The 15,149-nt window shown below is 71.0% G+C and carries 9 protein-coding genes; 8 read left to right on the forward strand and 1 reads right to left on the reverse strand.

The window, feature by feature from the left end:
• The first annotated feature begins 112 nt into the window (after positions 1–112).
• The 5 genes from A4W93_RS30695 to A4W93_RS12085 all read left to right on the forward strand — a co-directional run bounded on the left by A4W93_RS30695 (position 113) and on the right by A4W93_RS12085 (position 6,209).
• Positions 113–1,684, forward strand: a complete 1,572-nt coding sequence (locus tag A4W93_RS30695; protein WP_085750835.1) for a methyl-accepting chemotaxis protein — start codon at positions 113–115, stop codon at positions 1,682–1,684.
• Between the two features lie 48 nt (positions 1,685–1,732).
• Positions 1,733–2,302: a tRNA-uridine aminocarboxypropyltransferase gene (locus A4W93_RS12070; protein WP_085750836.1), complete on the forward strand. Its 570-nt coding sequence runs from the start codon at positions 1,733–1,735 to the stop codon at positions 2,300–2,302.
• A gap of 148 nt (positions 2,303–2,450) precedes the next feature.
• Positions 2,451–3,584: a TRAP transporter substrate-binding protein gene (locus A4W93_RS12075; protein WP_085750837.1), complete on the forward strand. Its 1,134-nt coding sequence runs from the start codon at positions 2,451–2,453 to the stop codon at positions 3,582–3,584.
• 58 nt (positions 3,585–3,642) lie between these two features.
• A complete protein-coding gene (locus A4W93_RS12080; protein ID WP_085750838.1) occupies positions 3,643–4,260 on the forward strand; it encodes a TRAP transporter small permease subunit in 618 nt (205 codons plus the stop codon).
• Positions 4,260–6,209: a TRAP transporter large permease gene (locus A4W93_RS12085; protein WP_085754142.1), complete on the forward strand. Its 1,950-nt coding sequence runs from the start codon at positions 4,260–4,262 to the stop codon at positions 6,207–6,209. Before A4W93_RS12080 ends, A4W93_RS12085 begins: the two co-directional genes overlap by 1 nt.
• Here the strand turns inward: A4W93_RS12085 and A4W93_RS12090 are convergent.
• Positions 6,200–7,405 (reverse strand): MFS transporter, encoded by a 1,206-nt coding sequence (locus tag A4W93_RS12090; protein WP_085750839.1) that lies wholly within the window; start codon positions 7,403–7,405, stop codon positions 6,200–6,202. The genes A4W93_RS12085 and A4W93_RS12090 overlap by 10 nt on opposite strands.
• Before the next feature lie 92 nt (positions 7,406–7,497).
• Between A4W93_RS12090 and A4W93_RS12095 the strand changes: the two genes are divergently transcribed.
• From A4W93_RS12095 to A4W93_RS12105, 3 genes are read left to right on the forward strand one after another with little or no spacing between them, the layout of a single operon-like run.
• Positions 7,498–8,409: a LysR family transcriptional regulator gene (locus tag A4W93_RS12095; protein ID WP_085750840.1), complete on the forward strand. Its 912-nt coding sequence runs from the start codon at positions 7,498–7,500 to the stop codon at positions 8,407–8,409.
• Between the two features lie 37 nt (positions 8,410–8,446).
• Positions 8,447–9,676: a M48 family metalloprotease gene (locus A4W93_RS12100; protein ID WP_099959897.1), complete on the forward strand. Its 1,230-nt coding sequence runs from the start codon at positions 8,447–8,449 to the stop codon at positions 9,674–9,676.
• Entirely contained in the window at positions 9,669–15,149 is a 5,481-nt protein-coding gene (locus A4W93_RS12105; RefSeq protein WP_085750842.1) for a WGR domain-containing protein, read from the forward strand. The genes A4W93_RS12100 and A4W93_RS12105 overlap by 8 nt, the downstream gene beginning before the upstream one ends.

Below are 15,149 nucleotides of genomic sequence, written 5' to 3' on the forward strand. Positions count from 1 at the left end.
CGCCCTGAATTCCCGGGTTTCTCCCCATCTTGTAATCACCTGTAGTCGCTTGAGTACAGCGTTCCGTCTGCCGACATGATCGATACAGAGCGCAACCAAGAGGTACTCCCCGATGACCCGAAACTCCTCCTTCTCCTTCCGCCGCCTCGGCAGCTGGCGCATCAGCACCCGGCTCACGCTGCTCGCGGTGCTGAGTGTCGTGACGATCCTGCTGCTGACGCTGTCGGGCGGGCAGGGCATGCGTGTCGCGACCCGGCAGCTGTCCGACGTCTACCAGAACCACGCCGTGCCGATGGGCACGTTCGGCACCGCGCTGGACCAGCTGCACCGCAGCCGCATGAGCCTCGTGCTCGCGATGGAGACGTCGTACGCCCGCCAGGCGCAGGAGCACATCGACCGGGGTGCCGCCATCGAGAAGGCCGCTCTCGAATCGCTCGAACCGGTGTTCGCGGCGTTGACCCGCGAGGACGACCGGGGCCACGCCGAGAAGTTCAAGGGCGCGTGGGCCGAGTACCGCAAGGTGCGCGACCGCGTCGCGCAGCTGATGAACGAGGGCGACCGTGCCACCGCGATCTCCGAGTTCCGCGCGAACCTCGCGCCCCCGTTCGACCTGGCGAGCGCCGAGCTCGGTGCACTGCTGGCCTCGCAGGTCAAGGGTGCGGCCGACACGTACCACGAGGCCGAGGTGGCGAGCCGCCAGCTCACGATGGTGATCGCGGCGGCGGGCGCCTTCGGCCTCGTCACCGCTATCGGCCTGTGCGGCTGGCTGGCCCGCTCGATCCTGCGGCCGCTGCGCGAGGTGTCGGCCCAGGCCGGCACGATCGCCCGCGGCGACCTCACCGAGGCGCTGTCGGTCACCGAAAGCGGCGAGGCCGGCGAGCTGCAGCAGTCGCTCGTGCACATGCAGCAGTCGCTGCAGACCATGGTGGCGCAGGTGCGCGCCGCCACCGAAAACATCACCACCGCGTCGGGCGAGATCGCCACCGGCAACCTCGACATGTCGCACCGCACCGAGCAGGCGGCCTCGAACCTGCAGCAGACCGCGGCCTCGATGGAACAGCTGACGGGCACGGTGCGGCAGTCGGCCGAGTCGGCGCGTTTGGCCAACCAGCTCGCCTCGTCGGCGACCGGTGTCGCGGCCAAGGGCGGCGAAGTGGTGGCGCGTGTGGTGAGCACGATGGACGACATCAACGCCAGCTCGCGCAAGATCTCCGACATCATCGGTGTCATCGACGGCATCGCCTTCCAGACCAACATCCTCGCCCTCAACGCCGCGGTGGAAGCGGCGCGCGCGGGCGAGCAGGGCCGCGGCTTTGCGGTGGTGGCGAGCGAGGTGCGCAGCCTCGCGCAGCGCAGCGCGCAGGCGGCCAAGGAGATCAAGTCGCTGATCGGCGCCTCGGTCGAGAAGGTGGAGTCGGGCGCACGCCTCGTGAAGGACGCGGGGTCGACGATGGGCGAGATCGTCATGTCGGTGCAACGCGTGAGCGACATCATCCAGGAGATCACCGTCGCCACCGGCGAACAGAGCACGGGACTTGGCCAGATCAACACGGCCGTCACCGAACTCGACCACATGACGCAGCAGAATGCGGCGCTCGTCGAGCAGTCCGCGGCCGCGGCCGAAAGCCTGAAGGACCAGGCCGGCCGCCTCGCCATGGCCGTCGGGGCATTCAAGATCTCGTGAGGAGGAGCAGCGGCGGAGACCGGCACACGGGGCGGACAATGGCAGGGCATGCAAGAAGAACAACGCCCCGCCGTCCGCCCCCGTTGCGAGGCCTGCCGACGCCCGCTGGCCACGTGCCTCTGCGCGCGCGTGGTCCCGGTCGAGCACACCACGCCGGTGCTGATCCTGCAACACCCGCTGGAGGCCGATCACGCGAAGGGCACCGCCCGCCTGCTGCACCAGAGCCTGCGTGACAGCCGGCTCGAAGTGGGTGAGGCGTTCGACGACGGTGCACTGCAGCAGTGGCTGGGCGATGACGCGGTGCTGCTGTACCCGGGTGAGTCCGACGCGACGGCGCCGCCACGCCCCGGACGCCTCGTGGTGCTCGACGCCACGTGGCGCAAGAGCCGCCGGATGCTCCATGCGAACCCGCGGCTGCGGGCCTTGCCGCGCGTCGCGTTGATCGCACCACCCGCTTCACGCTACGCCTCGCGGCGTGCCCACGCGCCCGAACAGCGCTCGACGCTCGAGGCGACGTTGCTCATGCTGGCGCTGCTCGACGGTGGCCATCCTTCGCACGAGCAACTGCTCGAGCGCCTCGACGCGGAACAGCGTGCCTGGGCCGCCAGAAGTTCCTAGAGTCGAACCCTGTACGTGTTATTGCGGACGGGTTGGACCTAGTTGAAAGTTCGGGGTAGGGAGGAGGACATTCGATGTCCGGACCGCTCACATTCGCCGTCGCGGGGATGTGCAGGTGGCCAGATCCGATTCCTCCAAGGAGTTCACGATGACCGAGAAAACTTCCGCCCCTCGTCGCCGGTTCCTGAAGAAGACGGCCGCGGCCGCCGGCACGGCCGGTGCCCTCGCGGCCCCGATGATCGCCACGGCGCAGACGACGACCACCCTCAAGTTCCAGAGCACCTGGCCCGCGAAGGACATCTTCCACGAGTACGCCCTCGACTTCGCGAAGAAGGTGAACGACATGGCCAGCGGCCGCCTCAAGATCGAGGTGCTGCCGGCGGGTTCCGTGGTGCCGGCGTTCCAACTGCTCGACGCCGTCAGCAAGGGCACCCTCGATGGCGGCCACGGCGTGATCGCCTACTGGTACGGCAAGAACTCCGCGCTCGCGCTGTGGGGCTCGGGCCCCGGCTTCGGCATGGACGCGAACATGGTGCTCGCGTGGCACAACTACGGGGGCGGCAAGGCGCTCGTCGAGGAGGTCTACAAGAGCCTGAACCTCGACGTGGTGTCGTACCTCTACGGCCCGATGCCCACGCAGCCGCTCGGCTGGTTCAAGAAGCCGGTGGCCAAGCCCGAGGACATGAAGGGCCTGAAGTTCCGCACCGTGGGCCTCGCGGTGGACGTGTTCACCGAGATGGGCGCGGCCGTGAACCCGCTGCCCGGCGGCGAGATCGTGCCCGCGCTCGACCGCGGGCTGATCGACGCGGCCGAGTTCAACAACGCCTCGAGCGACCGCGTGCTGGGCTTCCCCGACGTCGCGAAGAACTGCATGCTGCAGAGCTTCCACCAGTCGGGCGAGCAGTTCGAGATCCTCTTCAACCGCACGAAGCTGCAGGCGCTGCCGGCCGAGCTGAAGTCCATCATCGACTACGCCGTGCAGGCGGCGTCGGCCGACATGAGCTGGAAGGCCATCGAGCGCAACTCGCAGGACTACCAGGCGCTGCAGCAGCAGGGCATCAAGTTCTACAAGACGCCCGACGCCGTGCTGCGCGCCCAACTGGCCGCGTGGGACAAGACCATCGCGAAGAAGGCCGAGGAGAACCCGCTCTTCAAGAAGGTGCTCGAGTCGCAGCGCGCCTTCGCGGCGCGTGCGGTGAAGTGGCAGAACGACTACTCCGTCGACTTCAAGATGGCCTACAACCACTACTTCGGCCGCCAGGCCCCTGCGAAGAAGGCGTGATCGTCCCCGGGGGCGCGGCGGCTGCGCCCCCCATCGTTCCGGAACAAGGAGCCGCTGCATGCAGAAATGGCTGTGGGGCGTGGACCGCCTGTCGACCTGGATCGGCAAGGCGTTCGCGTGGCTGGTGGTGGCACTCACCGTGCTCATCACCTGGGAAGTGTTCTCGCGCTACGCACTCAACCGGCCCCACGCCTGGGTGCTCGATGCGCAGATCATGCTGTACGGCACGCTGTTCATGACCGCGGGCGCGTACACGCTGAGCAAGAACGGCCATGTGCGCGGCGACGTGCTCTACGGCTTCTTCCAGCCGCGCACGCAGGCCACGATCGATCTCGTGCTCTACATCCTCTTCTTCCTGCCCGGCATCGTGGCCCTCACGTGGGCGGGCTGGACGTACGCGAACGAGTCGCTCGCCATCCGCGAGCAGACCTTCTCGGCGGAGGCGCTGCCGCTGTATCCGTTCAAGTTCATGATTCCGCTCGCCGGCGCGGTGCTGCTGCTGCAGGGGCTCGTGGAGATCGCGCGGTGCGTGATCTGCCTGCGCGAGGGCGCGTGGCCCAAGCGTGAGGACGACGTCGAGGAGGTCGACGTCGACAAGCTCAAGGAGATGGTCAACGTGCGCGACGAGGACATCGAGGCCCTGGACAAGTACGTCACGCCGAAGGGCCGTCCATGATCAAGGTGCGCAAGGAACTGTGGTTCGGCTTCGTGCTGATGGCGATCCTGATCGCCGGCGCGATCTTCATGCTGTGGCGGGCACCCGTCATCACCCACGGCCACATCGGGCTGCTGATGCTGTGCCTCGTCGTGGTGGCCATCATGCTCGGCTTTCCCACGGCGTTCACGCTGATGGGCATGGGCATGCTGTTCACCTGGCTGGCCTACGAGCGCGACAGCACGAAGACGCTCGACCTGATGGTGCAGGCCGCCTACAAGGTGATGGCCAACGACGTGCTCATCTCGATCCCGCTGTTCGTGTTCATGGGCTACCTTGTCGAACGCGCGAACCTGATCGAGAAGCTGTTCCGCAGCCTGCACCTCGCGCTGGCGCGGGTGCCCGGGTCTCTCGCGGTGGCCACGCTCGTCACGTGCGCGGTCTTCGCCACCGCCACCGGCATCGTCGGCGCCGTGGTCACGCTGATGGGCTTGCTGGCGTTGCCGCCCATGCTGCGCGCGGGCTACAGCGTGCAGATGTCGGCCGGCGCCATCACGGCCGGCGGCTGCCTGGGCATCCTGATCCCTCCGTCGGTGCTGCTGATCGTGTACGGCGCAACGGCGGGTGTGTCGGTGGTGCAGCTGTACGCGGGCGCCTTTTTCCCCGGCCTGATGCTGGCCGGGCTCTACATCCTCTACGTGGTCATCGTCGCGAAGCTCAAGCCCAGCGTGGCGCCGCCGCTCAGCGCGGAGGAGCGGTACGTGCCGCTGCCGGCGCCACTCGTGAAGGCGTCGGTCGACGGGGACGCCCGCGCGGTGCCCGGCCTGATCGCGTTGTGGCGCCGGGGCGGCGCCGGTGTGCCGAAAGGCTGGGTGGCCGGGCAACTGGGGGTGGCGCTGCTGCCACTGTTCCTGGCTGTCGGCGTGGCGCTGCTGTCATACGAGATCAGCACCGCGGTGAAGGCGGTCGACACCGAACCGGGACCCGCCGCGTTCGGTGAGGTGGAGCCTTCGGGCCCGTCCGACGAGGCTCCCGCGGACGGCCTCGCGGAACCGCCGTCGGAGGGCCTGGCCGAACCGCCCGCCGAGGACGGCGCGCTGGCCGAACCTCCCGGGGCGAGCGAACCGGTGGCCGAACCCGCGGCCGCCGCCGCGTCGGCGGAGTCCGCGCCGCCGCCATCACCCGCATCGGCGGGTGTGGCGGGCGTGGCGGGCAACTCGCCGTCGGGCGCCTGGTGGCTTTCGCTGGCCGTCGCCGCCATCGCGCTGTTCGCCTATTTCATGGTGCTGAACTTCAAGCGGCTCGAAGTCTTCAAGATGCTGCTGACCTCGTTCTTCCCGCTGCTGATCCTGATCCTCGCGGTGCTCGGGTCCATCGTGTACGGCCTGGCCACCCCCACGGAGGCGGCCGCGGTGGGGGCGATGGGGGGCTTCCTGCTCGCCATCGCCTACCGGCAGCTCACGTTCCAGCGGCTGCAGGAGTCGGTGTTCCTCACCGCGAAGACGTCGGCCATGGTGTGCTGGCTGTTCGTCGGCTCGTCCATCTTCTCGGCGGCCTTCGCGCTGCTGGGCGGTCAGGAGCTGGTGGAGCAGTGGGTGCTGGGCATGAACCTCACGAAGACCGAGTTCCTCGTGCTCTCGCAGATCATCATCTTCGTGCTCGGCTGGCCGCTCGAATGGACCGAGATCATCGTGATCTTCATGCCCATCTTCGTGCCGCTGCTCGACAACTTCGGCGTGGACCCGCTGTTCTTCGGCCTGCTGGTGGCGCTGAACCTGCAGACCGCGTTCCTGTCGCCGCCGGTGGCGATGGCCGCCTTCTACCTGAAGGGCGTGGCCCCGCCGCACGTGACGCTGAACCAGATCTTCGCGGGCATGCTGCCGTTCATGGCGATCCAGGTGCTGGCCATCGTCCTGCTGTACCAGTTCCCGTCGATCGGGCTCTGGCTGCCGTCGGTGCTCTACAAGTAGGCCGGGCGGCGCGCGGGGACCGCGCGCCGTTCCAGCCGCACGCTCGCGGCCACCACGGCCAGGCTCAGCACGGTCATCGCGGCTCCGGCCCACGTGACCGCGCCGAGGCCCGGGCCGTGGTCGATCACCGCGCCGCCGAGCCACGCCCCCACCGCGTTGCCGAGGTTGAACGCCGCGATGTTCAGGCTCGACGCGAGGTTCTTCCCCTGGCCCTCGGCCTTCTCGAGCACGCGCATCTGCAGTGGTGACACGGTCGCGAATGCGGCGAAGCCCATCAGTCCGGTGAACAGCACGGCACCCACCGGGCTCTCCAGCACGAAGGTCATCGCGCCCAACACCAGGGCCAGGGCCACCAGCGTGCCGAACGTGGCCGGCAGCAGGCGGCGGTCGGCGAGGCGGCCGCCCACGAGGTTGCCGAGGATCATGCCGGCGCCGAACACGAGCAGGATGGGCGACACGGCCGCGTCGGAGAAGCCGGTGATGCGCGTGAGGATCGGCTGGATGAACGTGTAGACCGTGAACACGCCGCCGAAGCCGAACACCGTGGCCAGCAAGGCCAGCAGCACCTGGGGCTTCTTCAGCACGCCCAGTTCGCCGCGGAACGAGGCGGGCGCCTCGTCGTGGCCGGCGTCCTTCGGCACCCAGCGCCACACCACCACGGTGGCGACCACGCCGATCGCGGCCACGGCCCAGAAGGTCGCGCGCCAGCCGAAGTGCAGGCCCAGCCACGCGCCGGCCGGCACGCCGAGCAGCGTGGCGACGGTCAGGCCCGTGAACATCAGCGAGATCGCCGAGGCCTTGCGGTCGGCCGGCACGAGGTTCGTCGCGACGACCGAGCCGATGCCGAAGAAGGTGCCGTGGGCGAGCGACGTGAGCACGCGGGCGGCCATCAGCCAGCCGTAGCCGGGGGCGAGGGCACAGGCGAGGTTGCCGGCGGTGAACACGAGCATCAGCATCAGCAGCGCCGTCTTGCGTGGCAGGCGGCCCGTGGCAGCGGTGAGCAGCGGCGCGCCGGCGAACACGCCCAGCGCGTAGCCGGAGATCAGCAGGCCCGCCGACGCGATGGTCACGTGCAGGTCGGCGGCGACCTGCAGCAGCAGGCCCATGATGACGAACTCGGTGGTGCCGATGCCGAAGGCGCCGGCGGTCAGCGCGTAGAGGGCCTTGGGCAGGCGGGGTGTGGCGGGGGTGGACATGGGGACTCCTGTGGAATGGTCGCCAGCGTAGCGATGGCAACTGTTTTGAAAAACCACCACAATCGAGATTCAGTTTCAGCAGAATCTTGAAAATGGCCGACAGCACCGCCGACATCGCCCTGTTCCTGCGCGTGCTCGACCACGGCTCCATCAGCGCCGCCGCGCGCAGCCTCGACCTGTCCGTGGCGGTGGCCAGCCAGCGCCTCAAGCGGCTGGAAACCCATCTGGGCGTGCGCCTGTTCCAGCGCACCACGCGGCAGTTGCACGTCACGCCCGAAGGCACGCGCCTCGCGGAGCAGGGGCGTCCGCTGGTGGAGGAACTCGACGCGCTCACGAACGACCTGCGCGCGGCCGGCAGCGGCGTGGCCGGCACGCTGCGGGTCACCACCTCGTCGACCTTCGGCCGCATGTACCTGTCGCCGCTGCTGCCCGAGTTCCTCGAACAGCACCCGCGGGTGCGGCTGCAGGTGGATTTCGACGACCGCAACGTCGACCTGGTGGCGAGGGGCTTCGACCTCGCGATCCGCATCGGTGCGCTCGACGATTCCTCACTCGTGGCCCGCCGCCTCGCGTCGAACCGCCGCGTGGTGGTGGCCTCTCCCGAGTACCTCGCCCGCCACGGCACGCCGAAGACGCCGGCGGAGCTGGCGAAACACGAGTGCATCGTGATGGTGGGCGACACCGGCCGCCGCGACGTGTGGCACTTCCGCGGCCGCCGCGGCGAGGCGATCGCGGTGCGGGTCGGCGGGCGGCTGGAAAGCACGCAGGGCGAGACCCAGCGCGACGCGGCGGTGCAGGGCCTCGGCTTCGCGATGCACTCCACGTGGCACGTCTGGCCCGACCTGCGCGCCGGCCGCCTCGTGACGGTGCTGGACAAGTACGAGGCCCCGCCCACGGCCATCCAGGCGGTGATGCCGCAGCGGCGCCACGTGCCGCCGCGGGTGAGGGCGTTCGTCGACTTCGTGGCCGAGCGCCTCGGCGACCCACCCCCGTGGGAGCGATGACCGGCACGGAGCCTGCGGGTAGGATGCCCGGCATCCCATGTCGCCGCCGCCCCCGATGTCCGACGAAACTTCCTCCGGTTTGCCCGAGCTGATGCCCTTGCCGTACCACGACCAGGTGGTGCGGTACCTGCGGACCGAGGAGCCCGACGTGTGGCGGTGGGCCTGTTCGGCCCAGGCGCGCGAGGAACACGCCGCCGAGGTGCGGGCGTCGCTGTTGAAGGAAACCTACCGGCTCGACGCCGAGGCCCACCAGGAACTCCATGCGCTGTGCGCGGCGGCCGCCGGGGCGCTGGGGCTCGACGTGCCGGTCACGCTCTACCAGGCCGGCGACGGGCGCATGAACGCCGCGCTGTACTACCTGCCCGGCGAGGCGCACGTGGTGCTCCAGGGGCCGGTGCTCGAACGGCTGAAGGGCCCGGAACTGCAGGCGCTGCTGGGCCACGAACTGGCGCACCACCTGCTCTGGTCGCGCGACGGCGGGATCTACCACGCGGCCGACCGCATCCTGACGGCCACGGTCAACGACCCGCGCGCCGGCGACAGCCACCGCCAGACCGCCCGGCGGTTCGCGCTCTACACCGAGCTGTTCGCGGACCGGGGCGGGGCCGTCGCGTGCGGCGACCTGTCGGCGGCCGTGGCGGCGCTGGTGAAGGTGCAGACGGGGCTGTCGGGCGTGAGCGCGGCGAGTTACCTGCGCCAGGCGGACGAGGTGTGCGGCCCGGCCGCCACGGTGTCGGGGGCGACCACGCACCCGGAGGAGTTCGTGCGGGCGAGGGCGTTGCGCCTGTGGTGCGAGCGCGACCCGGACGCCGACGCCTGGACGGCCAGCGTGCTGCAGGGCCCGCTCGCGACGGCCACGCTGGACCTGGTGGGTCAGCAGCGCCTGACGAACCTCACCGAACGGGTGGTCGGGCAGCTGCTGAAGCCGCGCTGCCTGCGCTCGGACGGACTGCTGGCGCACGCGCGACAGTTCTTCCCCGGGTTCGTGCCGGCGGACGCCGACGACGCCCCGCTCGCCGCCGACGTGGCGGCCGCGCCCGGCGTGCATGCGTACGTGAGCGCCGTGCTGATGGACTTCTCGGTGGCCGACCGCGGGCTCGACGACGTGCCGCTCGCAGCCGCGTTCGACCTCGCCCGGCGGCTCGGCGTGGCCGAGACGTTCGAACGGGACGTCTCGAAGGACCTGCGGGTACCGAAGCGCCGCCTGGCGAAGCTTCGCCAGGACGCGGCCCGGTTGCTGGCCGAGGCGGAGGCCGCCCATGGCTGAGCTCGCACCGCTGCTGCAACTCATCGACCGCGCGGACCGCCACGGCGGCTTGCAGAACGACGACGTGCTCGCCGTCGTGCTGCCGCTGCTGCGCGAGGTGGCCGCGCTGCACGAGCAGGGCCTCGTCGCCTCGCTCGGGGGCGCGTCGGCCTGCCGGGTGACCGAGGACGGCGCCCTCGCGCTGGCCGTGCCCGGCGGCCAGGCCCCGGTCTCGGACGCGGTGGCCATCGCGCGGCTGCAGGCACCCCCCGGCTCCGTGCTGCGGGTGGTCGGCGAAACGCAGGTGACCCACGACGGCGACGCGGGCCTGGACGTCCAGCGGCTCGACGTCGACATGGGCGACGGTCCGCTCGCGCGGGCGGCCTACGTGCCGGACTACCGCGCGTGGGAGCAGCGCGTGGGCCACCACGACGCCACGAGCGACATCCTGTGCCTGGGCCAGGTGATGGCGAGCCTGGCGCTGGGGCTCGACTTCACCACCGAGGAGGACCTGCGGATGTTCGCCGCCCACCGCGGCAACCTGTTCCGCCTGAACGCGCGCCTGCACCCCGTGGTGGCCGGCGTGATCACCGAGGCCACCGAACTCGACCGCCACCGGCGCGCCCAGGACCTGCCGTCGCTGATCCGCCGCCTCGACTCGTACCGCGACCAGCCGCAGGACCTGGCCCTCGACCTCGTGGCCGCCGACACCGCGCAGCCGGGCGACCGCCGCCGCCGGGCGATGCAGGTGCACCTGCGGGACCGGCTGTTCGACCTGTCCCGGCGCAACCGCCTGCTGCACTTCCGTCCGACGCAGTCCACCGTGAACCTGACGGTCGCGAGCGTGCCGCTCGTGATCGACGTCAAGAGCATCCGGCGCGAACAGCTGTGCGTGTGGGGCGGCGGGTTCGCCGACGACGTGCTGTCGAACGAGCGCGTGCCGCTCTCGCGCTGGCTGCGCTTCGAGGACCAGCCCTACCTTGCCGGTGCGCTCGACCGCATCCTGCAGGAAGCCCGGCGCGACCGTGCCGAGTACGGCTTCTCGCAGCTGTCGCTGGTGATCGCCTTCCTGCGCTGGCACAACCTGAAGGAGCACAAGGAGGAGCGGGTCACCTCGCCGTTGCTGCTGCTGCCGGTCGACCTCGTGCGCCGCAAGGGCGTGCGCGACCAGTACACCCTCGAGGCCGAGTCCACCGTCGCCGAGGTCAACCCGGTGCTGCGGCAGCAGCTGCGCCACCTCTACGGCATCGAGATGCCGGAGTCGATCGACCTGAAGGTGACGACCGTGGCGGCGTTCCACGCGGACCTGCAGGCGCGCATCGCCGCCACCGAGCCGGGCGTGACGCTGCGGCTGCTGGCCGACCCCGAGATCGAACTCGTGCACCAGCGGGCGAAGCAGCGCCTCGAACAGTTCCGCCGCCGCGAACGCGCGCGGGGCGCGCCGGTGAAGGCGGTGGTCGAGACCGACTACAGCTACGCCGCGGACGACTTCCGCCCGCTCGGGCTGAAACTCTTCCACGAGCGCGTGCGGGTGTCGCCGCTGCCGCTGCGCGACGCGGTGGGGGCGCCGGCGGCCGTGCGGCATCCGCAGATGGCGTCGGGGGCGGTGGCCGAGGCCACCACCTTCGCGCTGCACGAGGCCGAGGGCCATCCGTACCTGTGGGACGTGGACCTCACGTCGGTCACGCTCGGCAACCTCAACTACCGCAAGATGTCGCTCGTGCGCGACTACAACGCGCTGATCGACGCCGACCTCGAGAACCCGGCGTTCGACCGCGTGTTCTCGCTGCAGCCGCGGGCGCTCGACACCGAAGCCCCGCCGGCGCTGCCGCTGGCCGAACAGTGGGCCGTGGTGCCGGCCGACGCCACGCAGACGGCGGCGGTGGCGCTCGCGCGCACCGGCACGAGCTACATCATCCAGGGGCCGCCGGGCACCGGCAAGTCGCAGACCATCACGAACCTGATCGCCGACCACGTCGGGCGCGGCCGGCGGGTGCTGTTCGTGTGCGAGAAGCGGGCCGCCATCGACGTGGTGTTCCACCGCCTGCGCCAGCAGGGCCTCGACGAGCTCTGCTGCATGATCCACGACTCGCAGGCCGACAAGAAGGCCTTCGTGATGAACCTGAAGCAGACCTACGAGGGCTGGATGTCCGCCGAGGACGGCCTCGACGAGGCGCAGCGCACGCGCCAGGCGCTGCTGGACGGCATGAACCAGGACCTCGCGGCGCTGCAGCGCTTCGACGCGGCGATGCAGGGGCAGCCCGAGCACGCGGGCACGCCGGTGCAGCAGCTCGTGCGCCGCCTCGTCGTGCTGCGCGACCACGCCGTGCCGCTTTCCACCGCGCAGCGCGAGGCCCTGCCCACGCATGCGGCATGGCAACGCCACGCCGCGCTCGTCGAGCGGCTGCAGCGGGTGATGGGCGAGGTGTTCGGAGCCTCGTCGTTCGCGTCGCATCCGTTCTCGCACCTGGGCGACGCGGTGGTCCGCGACGAACGCCCGGTGGCGCGCCTGACCGCGCTGACGGATGCGGCCGAGGCGGCACTGGACCGCTGCGACGAGGCGCTGGCGAGCCTGTGGCCCGACGCCGGGCCGCTGGCCTTCGGCGACCTCGTGGACCTCGTGGCCCAGGCCCGCCTCCTCGCCGAGGCGGCGATCCGCGGGCAGCTCGGGCTGCTCGACGCGGCCAGCGACATCAGCCGGCAGCTGGACGCGGACCGCGCCGCCCTCGTGGAACTCGCTCGCCTGCGGGACGCGGCCTCGGAGCCCACGGCACCGTGGTCGGACAAGCTCTCGCCCGCGGACACCCGCGCCGCGCTCGACCGGGCCCGCGCGCAGGAGCCGTCGTTCCTGCGCTGGCTGTCCCCGGCCTGGTGGCGCCTGTCGAAGGAGGTCCGGCGACGCTTCGACTTCACCCGGCAGGCGGTGCGGCCCACGCTCGTGCGCGTGCTGACCGACCTGCAGGCCGAACACGACGCCCGTGCCGCGCTCGACGACGCAGTGCGGCGTTTCGCCTCCACCTATGGCGCCACCGATCCGGACGCGCTCGCCGCGACGTTGTCGACGCTGCGCGAGGCCGCCGTGCGGCAACCGTTCGTGGCCGCCTTCCACCGCCGGCTGCTGGCCGGCGAGTCGGGCCGGCAGGCCGTGCAGGGGCTCTGCGCGCTGGGGACGGAGGTCGACACCCTCGCCACCACGCTCGCCGTGTTGCTGAACGACGCCGCGGGCCAGCCGCTGGCCGGGCTCGGCGAGTGCGTGCGCGACCTGCGCGAGCACGCGGACGCCTTGCCCGACGTGCTGCCGCTGCTGCAGGAACTCTCCGGGGCCGACCCGGCCGTCGTGACGCTCGTGCGCACGCTCGCCGGGTCCGCCGCCGTGCTGGAGCACGCGGTCACGCGCGAGGCGCTGGAGCGCCTGTACCGCGCCGAGCGCTGGCTGCCCCGCTTCGACGGCACGCAACTCGCCGCGCACGTGGACCGGCTGCTGGGCGCGGAGCGGCACCTCTTCGACGTCAACGCGCAGGCGGCCCGTGCCGCAGTGCGCCGCCGATTCCGTGACAACGTCCGGCGCTCCAGCCTCGCGGCCTCCCAGCTGGATGCCGACGGCAAGGCCTTCAAGAAGGTCTACAGCGCGGGACGGCGCGACCTCGAACACGAGTTCGGCAAGTCCATGCGCTACAAGGCGATCCGCGAGCTGGCGAGCGCCGACAGCGGTCGCGTGGTGCGGGACATGAAACCCATCTGGCTGATGAGCCCGCTGTCGGTGTCGGAAACGCTGCCGCTCGACCCGGACCTCTTCGACGTGGTCATCTTCGACGAGGCGAGCCAGATCCCCGTCGAGGACGCCGTGCCCGCGCTGTACCGTGCGCCGCAGGTGATCGTGGTGGGCGACGAGATGCAGCTGCCGCCGACGAGCTTCTTCTCGTCCGCGGGGGACGGGGAGGGCGACACCCTCGTGGTGGAGGACGAGGGCGAACGGGTGGCCGTGGCCCTCGACGCCGACAGCCTGCTGAACCAGGGCGCGCGCAACCTGCCGGCGACGCTGCTCGCGTGGCACTACCGCAGCCGCTACGAGTCCCTGATCGGGTTCTCGAACGCCGCCTTCTACGCGGGCAACCTCTACACCGTGCCGGACCGCGGCGTGCCGGGCGGCGACCGCGACGGCATCCCGGTGCAGGTGGCCGCGCTGGCGGAGCAGGGCGTGGCCGCGCAGGCCGACGCATTGCTCGAACGTCCCATCAGCTTCCATGCCGTGTCGGGGGCGGTGTACGCGGCGCGCAGCAACGACGGCGAGGCACGCTACATCGCCCACCTCGTGCGGGACCTGCTGAACCGCGAGACCGGGCTCAGCATCGGGGTGGTGGCGTTCTCGGAGGCGCAGCAGGGCACCATCGAGGCGGCCCTGGAGGCGCTCGGCAAGGAGGATCCCGCGTTCGGCGCGCGGCTCGAGGCCGAGTTCGTGCGCGAGGAGGACGACCAGTTCTGCGGCCTCTTCGTGAAGAACCTCGAGAACGTGCAGGGCGACGAGCGCGACATCATCATCCTGAGCATCTGCTACGCCCCGGGACCCGATGGTCGCATGCTGATGAACTTCGGTCCCATCAACCAGCGCGGCGGCGAGAAGCGCCTGAACGTGATCTTCAGCCGCGCCCGCCACCACATGGCGGTCGTGTCGACGATCCGGTCGGATGCCATCACCAACGACCACAACGACGGCGCCTCGGCGCTCAAGCAGTTCCTGCGGTACGCCGAGAGCGCGTCGCGCGGCGACGTGGCCACGGCCCAGCGGGTGCTCGAGGGGCTGAACCCGCTCGCCCGCCAGGCGCTGGCACGCGCGGGCGGGGCCGACCCCGTGGCCGCCGCGCTCGCAGCCGCCCTGCGGGCGCGCGGGCACGCGGTGGACGAACACATCGGGCAGTCGCGCTTCCGCTGCGACCTCGGCATCCGCGATCCGGAAGGCGGGCCGCACTACACGCTCGCGATCCAGGTGGACACCGCGGCGCAGTACGCGAACCCGGACGTCTTCGAGCGGTACGTGTCGCGGCCCCGCATCCTGCGGGCGTTCGGCTGGCGCACGGTGCAGGTGCTGGCGCGCGACTGGTTCCACGAGCCGAACGCGGTCGTCGACGCCGTGGAGCGGGCCTTGCGGGAGGTGCCCCGCCCGCTGCCGGAGCCCGAGCTGCCGCCGCCCGGGCCCGTCGTGGCCGAGGTGCCGGTGCCGACCGTGCCACCCGTGGCCGAACCGTCCGCGCCGGGCGAGCCGGTGCCCGACGGCACGCGGCGGCTCGAGTTCACCGAGGGCACGTCGCGCAAGTTCTGGCAGGTCTCGCGGCAGGGGACCGACGTCACGGTGACCTTCGGCCGCATCGGCACGCAGGGCCAGACCCAGGTGAAGGCGTTCGGCACGGAGGAGCGGGCGCAGGCCGAAGTCGACAAGCTGGTCGCTGAAAAACTGCGGAAAGGCTATGTGGAGGCGGACGGGGCCGCCACTCCATAA

It is taken from the genome of Piscinibacter gummiphilus (assembly GCF_002116905.1).
Lineage (GTDB): Bacteria > Pseudomonadota > Gammaproteobacteria > Burkholderiales > Burkholderiaceae_C > Rhizobacter > Rhizobacter gummiphilus.